At 48.8% G+C, this 7,708-nt stretch carries 7 protein-coding genes; all 7 read left to right on the top strand.

Features of this window, described 5'->3' with window-relative positions:
• On the top strand, nt 1-728 hold a 728-nt coding region (locus tag Q7J27_07230; protein MDO9528933.1), incomplete at its 5' end, for a dihydropteroate synthase.
• A gap of 59 nt (nt 729-787) precedes the next feature.
• Entirely contained in the window at nt 788-2,329 is a 1,542-nt protein-coding gene (locus Q7J27_07225; protein MDO9528932.1) for a trimethylamine methyltransferase family protein, read from the top strand.
• A gap of 78 nt (nt 2,330-2,407) precedes the next feature.
• Complete coding sequence (locus tag Q7J27_07220; GenBank protein MDO9528931.1) at nt 2,408-3,091, top strand: corrinoid protein; 684 nt, start codon at nt 2,408-2,410, stop codon at nt 3,089-3,091.
• A 36-nt stretch (nt 3,092-3,127) separates the two neighbouring features.
• Nucleotides 3,128-3,355: a hypothetical protein gene (locus tag Q7J27_07215; protein MDO9528930.1), complete on the top strand. Its 228-nt coding sequence runs from the start codon at nt 3,128-3,130 to the stop codon at nt 3,353-3,355.
• Nucleotides 3,352-5,820, top strand: a complete 2,469-nt coding sequence (locus Q7J27_07210) for a pyruvate formate lyase family protein (GenBank protein MDO9528929.1) — start codon at nt 3,352-3,354, stop codon at nt 5,818-5,820. The genes Q7J27_07215 and Q7J27_07210 overlap by 4 nt, the downstream gene beginning before the upstream one ends.
• A 55-nt stretch (nt 5,821-5,875) precedes the next feature.
• Complete coding sequence (locus Q7J27_07205; protein ID MDO9528928.1) at nt 5,876-6,793, top strand: glycyl-radical enzyme activating protein; 918 nt, start codon at nt 5,876-5,878, stop codon at nt 6,791-6,793.
• A gap of 41 nt (nt 6,794-6,834) precedes the next feature.
• The gene (locus tag Q7J27_07200) at nt 6,835-7,479 is read left to right on the top strand and encodes a class I SAM-dependent methyltransferase (protein ID MDO9528927.1); all 645 of its coding nucleotides are present in this window, start codon (nt 6,835-6,837) and stop codon (nt 7,477-7,479) included.
• Nucleotides 7,480-7,708 lie beyond the last annotated feature (229 nt).

The following is a 7,708-nucleotide window of genomic DNA, read 5'->3' as shown; positions in this document are numbered from 1 at the left end:
TGGCCAGGGAGCAGGTAGCCGCAGGGGCCGATTTTATAGATGTGAATGTGGGAACCGGTATAGGTTCCAGAGAAGACGAAATCAATTCCATGGAATGGGCTATCACCACGATTCAGCAGGAGGTGGATACACCGCTTTGCATCGATAGCGCAGATCACGTAGTCCTGGAGGCGGGTATCAAAGCGCGCGATGGAAGGCCGTGCCTCATCAATTCGGTCAAAGCCGAGGAGGAAAACCTGGAACAGGTAGTACCGATGGCCGGGGCATATAACATTCCCATAGTTGCCCTTGCTATGGACGAAACAGGTATTCCCATGAGTGTTGGGGGACGAATTCGTGCCTGTGAAAAGATAGCAGCGGCATGTGAAAAACACGGTGTGCCCCTTGAATCCGTATTTTTCGATCCATTAGTGCTGCCCGTAAGCACGGACATTAAACAGGGGACGGTAACCCTCCACACCATTATGGAGATCAAAAGATTTTTTTCCACAGCCAAGACTGTGATGGGTCTTTCCAATGTGTCATATGGTCTGCCGGTGCGGGCCAGGCTCAATGTGGCCTTTCTGCACATGGCCGTTTTTGCCGGGCTTGATGCAGCAATTACAGACCCACTCAATAAGGATCTGATGGACGCTGTTAAGACCGCCGAGGTACTGGCGGGTAAAGATCGGCACTGCCGACGATATACGAGGGCGTTTCGAGTTCAAAGTTCAAAGTTTAAAGTTTAATGAGAACAACTCGGAACTTTGAACTTTAAACTCAGAACTCTGAACTCAAGGAGAAAACGATGTTAGATAAATTCCGTGAAGGTGTTCTGGTAAAACCGTATGAGCGCTTGAGCCTGGAGCAGGTTAAGTGGCTCGATGAAGCCTCCATGCAGATTTTGGCCGATCCGGGTATCTGGTGCTACAATGAGCGGGCTGCCAAACTCTTCAAAAAGCATGGAGCAGATGTTCGAGAAGAACGTGAAGGATATTCCACCTGCTGGCGTGTTAGTTTTTCCTCCGGCCTCATAAAGGAAGCGGTGGCTCAGGCACCTTCCCGCTTTGTCCTTGGTGCAAGAAAACCGGAAAACCGGCTGTTACTCGATGCACTGGTGCCCCGCGTATACTTCGGGTCCGGTTCCGAAGCCAATGTCTGGATCGATGTAGAAATGGAACCATTTGCAAGCATCAATAATCCTGATATACAGGTTAAGGTGCCCATATTCCATAAACGCCGGGGCGACTCCTCGCTGCTCTGCCGCGCCGCCAGGCTCTGTGAGCAATTGGAGCACCTGGACTTCTTCATCAGGCCTTTGAACATCCAGGACCCTGAAGTGACTTCCAAAAATCATGATGTAAATAAATTCTTTGCAAGTCTGAATAATACAACCAAGCATGTCCAGGCAGGTCTTACCGAAACCGAAAGTCTCAAGGATGTGGTTCGTATGGCAGAGATCATCGCCGGTGGCCCTCAGGCACTGAAGGAAAATCCCATTATTTCGTTTATTACATGCGTGTTCAAAAGCCCGCTGCAACTCGTAGACGACACTACCGAAAAGGTCTTTGGCGTTGTGGAGACCGGTCTTCCTATTGTGATTTCATCTTCCCCTCAGGGAGGATCTTCAGCACCCATTCAGGAAGCAGGTATGGTGGCTCAGATTAACGCGGAAATCCTGGCAGGCATTACACTCACACAATTGATAAGAGAAGGTTCTCCAGTGCTCTATGGAAGTGTTCCTGTGCGGGCCCGGCTGGATGATCTGCACGACATGTATGGATGTCCGGAATTTAACCAGTACAATATAGACTGCGTCCAGATGGCCCGATTTTATGAAGTCCCCTGTTATTCTACGGCGGGGGTTGGAGATGCCAAAGTCCCCGGCATGCAGGCCACCTTTGAGAAGCTCTTCACACATCTCCACATGGCAATGAGTGGTGCTCAGTATATTCACTATGCCTTCGGCCTGTTAGATAGGACAAACAGCTTCTGCCCCGTTCAGGCGGTACTTGACAACGAGCAGATTGGTAAAATAAAGCACTGTCTGAGAGCGGCCAGAGTGGAGCCTTCTGTGGTAGATGATATGCTCAAGACCATCAGAAAGGTCATGGGGTCCCCTCATCGGTTGTATGCACGCCATTCCCGAAAGGCAATGCACGCAGGTGAGGTTTCGAGCCCTTACAGATTTGAGACAAAGGAATGGAAAGATAACGTTTTAGAAAATGCTCTTGAATATATGAAACAGTTAGAGAAGGAGGCCCCACCGTATCTGGATCAGACCACTGTGGAGCAGATATTCAACGAGATTCCCGGGCTGCTGCCCGGACTGAGGCAGACCGTTTCGTAATATCTAAAGAGGGTTCAGGGTCTTTTAACTCTGAACTTTGAACGCCGAACTCAGAACTCTATAAAGGAGACAGTAAAGATGGGGAAAAATGAACTCTTAGAAAAGATCGCATTCAATGTAATACAGGGCCGGCTTGAGGCTGAAGATGAGGGCTTCGATGAGGGCTTAGAGGGTAAGCCCGCAGTTACCGAACTTGTGAAAGAAGCTATTGAGCAAGAATTAGATCCAAAGATCATTGTACTAAAGGGCCTTACAGAGGCCATGGAGGTAGTAGGGAAAAAATTTGAGGGGGAAGATTATCTGATACCCGATATGCTTGCATCGGCCGAGTGCGTTGGTACCGCTATGGACCTCCTGAGCGATCATCTCGCGGGAGCCGGCGTTGAAGGTAAGGGTAAATTTATTATAGCAACTGTTGCCGGAGACCTCCATGACATTGGGAAAAACATTGTTGCTATCATGCTCAAAGGCGCAGGGTACGAGGTCATCGACCTGGGTACGAATGTCCCCACCGAGCAGATCGTGGAGGAGGTAAAAAAACATCAGGCACCTTACCTGGGACTTTCGGCACTTCTTACCACCACCATGCGTGTGATGGGAGAGGTTATCGAAAAGCTCACGGAGGAAGGAATCAGAAGTAAGGTGAAGGTGCTTATCGGTGGTGCACCCACATCCCAGGAATTCTCAGATCAGATAGGTGCAGATGCCTATTGCAAGGATGCATTCCAGAGTATCGATGTTTTGAAGGCTCTCGCTTCTTAAAACTGCCACCGGATTTATTGAGAGGAAGGACAAGACATGGCGGAAAAAAAGGCATATTCACATGCAGCAGGGACGGGAGAATATGATAAGTCCTCGGGCCTTTCGGGCAAATATGACAACGTCAGAAGGTTCTGGGAAGAACAGGTTACCGACTTTTTTCTGCGTCCGGCATTGAACGATCTAGTAGAACGCAAAAGACAACACCTTGAGCGTATCCGTCGGGTTTATTTTGGTTCCGGAAAGGAAAGGTGGTGTAGACGATGACAACCGAAACAACCTCAGACTGTAGGGTCAATCATGAATTATTGAAAGCGATCGATAGTCTGCCGCTAAACGAGCGCCTAAAGGAATTAAAGGGAAAATATCTAAATACCACCCCCAGACTTGCCAGCGAACGGGGTACATATTATGCACAGTCATGGCGGCAAACAGAGGGGCAACCCATTCAATTGCGGATTGGCAGAGCAGTAAAAAATGTGCTCGAAAACATACCCGTACCCATATTCGAAAATGAACTGGTGGTGGGCAGTCTCACCCGGTTTTTTCGCGGTTCTTACGCCATGATTAATTATGATTCAGGCTTAATCCTTGATCTATTGGCAACGTCGAAAAACGGGGAGATTACCATGGGTGGCCTGAATGTCATCGGCAAACTGGATGAAACGGATAAGCAGGCGCTGATAGAAAATAGTATCTACTTCCAAGGCAAGACCAATCGAGATATTGAAGAGCAGGTCTGCAGAACGCTTTGGGGAAGCTGGCATGATGACGTTACTGAATCCAGGGGGCAAGCACCTTATCATTATGCTCCCCCGGGTTATGGTATCACGTACTACGATAAGGTCTTCGCCATGGGCCTGCGGGGGATTATGGCAGAAGTCCAGGAAAAACTGGATCATGCTGCGCAGTTAGGTGTGGAAGACCCTGAACAGGTATGGTTCTGGCAATCGGTACTCATTATTTCAGAGGGACTGATAAAATTCGCCGGGCGATATGCGGAAAATGCTCGTAGTCTCGCCGGCAAGGAGAGCGATCCGGCAAGGAGAGCAGAGCTGGAAGAGATTGCCACAGCGTGTTCCAACGTCCCGGAAAACCCACCGCGTAATCTGCACGAAGCGGTTCAGACATTATCCTTTATCGAACTCGCCAAGGTCATTGAAAACGGGCGCATCGGAGACTTCTGTGGCAGGCTTGACCAGTGTTTGTATCCCTATTTTAAAAGAGACATTGAAGATGGCAGCATAACCATAGAAAAAGCTGCCGACCTTGTTGGAGGGCTGATTACTCTTATTGGCCGGAGAGAACAGTGTGCACAGGTATTAATGCGTGAGGCGGTACAGACAAACAAAATTTCTAATATCACACTGGCCGGCCTGACTAGAGACGGCAAAGATGCCAGCAATGAACTGACCTACCTGTTCCTCCACATGGTAGGACTGCTGAAGTATGCGGAGCCTCACTTCTCTTTTATCTGGCATAAGGGCATATCCCGCTGGGCAATGATGAAGGCCATCGAGACCAACCGGAGAACGGGCGCCGGTCATCCCCAGTTTCTCAATGGCGACACCACTACGGAATACTTTGTGAAGAGGGGCGTTCCTGTTGAAGATGCCAGAGACCACGCTTATTTAGGATGCTCATACGCCCACCCTAAGAATCAGGGATACCACTGTAAAGCAATATCTTACATAAACCTGGCGCTGCTTCTCGATCAAACCCTTCATAATGGCGTGGCCCCGATGAGCGGGAAAAAGATTGGCCTTGAAACCGGCGACCCCCGAAATTTCAAGACCTTTGAAGAGTTGTTTGCAGCCCTTGAAAAGCAGGTGGCGTTTACATTGAAACGCTTCATACACCGTAACCATATCGCCCACCGGACAGAGCTAAGAACATGGCGTGTTCCCCTTCACTCGACTTTCGCCACCGGTTGTATCGATAATGGCTATGACATCATGATGGGCGGTCAATTTGCCGACCCCGCAGACCATCCTGTGTGGGATGTTATAGACCGCGGGTATGTTTCGGCTGCCGACGCACTCACAGCCATCAAGAAGCTGGTGTATGATGACAAGAAATTAACAATGGGAAAACTCCTCGAGGCACTGGACGCCAACTTTGAAGGTGAGCGGGGTGAAGAAATACGGAACATGTGTCTCACGGCTCCAAAGTATGGCAATGACATTGATGAAGCTGACAACATGGTTCGTGATCTGGGCAAAATAATTCCCAGACTGCTCGAATCGGAAAAGACCCCCTTTGGCTCAAAATATACCATACTCCGGCAGGGATTAACCTGGCATTATTATGGCGGCAAGGGGGTGGGGGCGCTGGCCAACGGTCGAAAGGCAGGAGAGCCATTGGCTGATGCCTCTTTGTCTCCAACACAGGGGGCGGATACAAATGGACCGACTGCGGTCTGTAATTCGGCACTCAAAGCGGATTTTAGCGATGCCCGAACAGCGGTCCTCAATCAAAAATTTCCCCTCGCACTATTTAAGAACAGTGGGTTTGCTGAAAAGCTGGTTGATTTCACAGAGACGTTCATGGGCAACGGTGGCATGCATATTCAATACAACATATTGGATGCCGAGACATTGAGCAAGGCGAAGGATCATCCTGAACAATACAAAGACCTGATCGTACGAGTGGCCGGGTACAGTGCTTACTTTGTCCTTCTGGCACCTGAAGTTCAGGACGAGATAATTGCCCGGACGGAACAGACATTTTAGATAAATGCCAGCTTGCTGGCGACCGGAGAAAGCAGCAATTCGAAAGGTGATTATCATGCAAGAGGGTAAATCCGGGATAATTTTCAATATTCAAAAATTCTCAGTGCACGATGGCCCGGGCATAAGAACCACCGTTTTTATGAAAGGGTGCTCCCTGTATTGTCTTTGGTGCGCCAATGCTGAATCCATCAGTCCCAAGTTGGAACTGGGGATAATCAGAAAGCTCTGCAATCGCTGCGGGAAATGCATTGAAGCCTGCCCGGGAAAGGTCATAAGCTGCAACACCGATAACGTTATTAAAATAGACCGGGATGGCTGTACAGCCTGTGGTGAATGCGTAAACGTCTGTTACCCGGGGGCGCTTACCATATATGGGAGGCAAGCGGCCATAGACGACATCTTCAAAGAGATTTGCCGAGATGAATCATTTTTCGAAAGTAGCGGGGGAGGGGTAACCGTTTCCGGGGGTGAACCGCTTCGTCAGGCCGACTTCGTTGCCGCCTTATTTGAGAAATGCCGTGAAGCCGATATACATACCTGCCTTGATACGAGCGGCTATGCCCCTTCAGAAAAGCTGAAAGAGGTATTGTGTGTTACAGACTATGTCCTGTTTGATATCAAACACATGGATCCGGTGATTCATCGCCGGCTCACCGGCCAGCCGAACGAGCTTATCTTAAAGAACGCTAAGATTGTAGCGACAAGCGGGGTAGAGCTGCTTTGCCGCATACCATTGATTGCAGGTATAAATGACACGATGTCCAACATAACAGAGACAGCCCAATTTATTAAATCCCTGGGTACAGACATAGCAGTTGAGCTTCTGCCCTATCATCGGCTGGGAGCAGGGAAATACCAGACGCTGGACAAACAGTATCCAGGTAGATCCTTTGCCACTCCGTTACCGGAACAGGTGAAATTGGTAAAGCAAAAATTCGAACAATTCAATGTACCGTGTATCGTCGGTGGTTAGAACATAAAAACGCCGGAATTAACTGTTAAAAGGAGATAGGAATGGATATCGAAAAGGATACGTTGGAAAGAGTGAAGTGGATTTATTCTTCATCCGATAATAAAGAACTCGCTGAAAGATATGATCAATGGGCCAAGGATTATGACACTGATCTTAATGAAGCATTTGGATGGCTAGGACCACAGCGTGCCGTTGAATTCTTTAGTCGCTATGTTGCAAAAGATGCAAAAATTCTGGATGCCGGAGTTGGCACCGGACTTGTCGGGCAAATATTAGCCAAACAGGGTTATACAGACTTAACGGCTATGGACCTCTCAAAGGGAATGCTTGAAGTCGCGTGCTCGAAAGGCGTTTACCGTGCGTTTCATCAAATGGTGATGGGAGAGCCCCTGGATTATGCGACCGATTCCTTTGACGCAGTAATTAGTGTTGGTGTATTGACCGTCGGTCATGCGCCGGCCGATTCATTCGATGAATTGATTCGCATAACCAAGCCCGGCGGGCATATCGTGTTCTCGCTGCGCCCTGACGTTTACAGAGATAACGGCTTTAAAGAAAAGCAAGATATCCTGGAATCAGAGGGGAAGTGGAGACGCGTGGAGGTAAGTGAGGAATTCCAGCCCCTGCCCAAGGGAGAACCTGATGTCTATCATCAGGTTTGGGTGTATCAGGTAACGCCTCATTAAAACATTACCATAGCCGTTTTATAATGAAGGAAGCGCTTTATTATCAGAGAGTTTGGTAGACCAGTAACATGACGTGTCAATTTATTCCTGTTGTCAACAAATAGAACTGTCCGGTTTTGTAGCAAATGAATTGTCCGCTTTTTGTTGTCCAGGGAGAGCCATGAAACAGGGAGTCATAGGAGGTGTTCCCGGGACAGGTGGCGAGCGGCGGACTTACGCTGCCTTTCCC

Source organism: Syntrophales bacterium (assembly GCA_030655775.1).
Lineage (GTDB): Bacteria > Desulfobacterota > Syntrophia > Syntrophales > JADFWA01 > JAUSPI01.
This window is presented reverse-complemented; position numbering and strand designations above follow the sequence as displayed.